General features: G+C 44.1%; 1 protein-coding gene. It reads right to left on the bottom strand.

The features are described 5' to 3' along the window. A partial coding sequence (locus R0K30_RS23090) for a hypothetical protein (RefSeq protein ID WP_410613316.1) occupies positions 1-245 on the bottom strand: 245 nt, incomplete at both ends.

Here is a 245-nt window from a genome sequence, read left to right as displayed (position 1 = left end):
GAAAATAACGCCAATAAAAAGCCGTTTATACAGTGGCTGTTATTATTACTTGGTCCGTGTGTAATGTTACTGACCTGTTTAGCTGAGCCGCCAGTAGGAATGTCGGCAGCTGCATTTAAAACTGCAGGCTTAGCATTTTGGATGGCATCGTGGTGGGTAAGTGAGGTTGTGCCTATTCCGGCTACAGCACTACTTCCGTTAGTGATTTCACCTATCGTAGATATAGCGGCTATAAAAAGTGTTGC

This window comes from Bacillus sp. SIMBA_154, assembly GCF_046536015.1.
Lineage (GTDB): Bacteria > Bacillota > Bacilli > Bacillales > Bacillaceae > Bacillus > Bacillus pumilus_P.
Note: the sequence above shows the minus strand (reverse complement) of the source record. Positions and strands in the feature narration are given on the sequence as shown.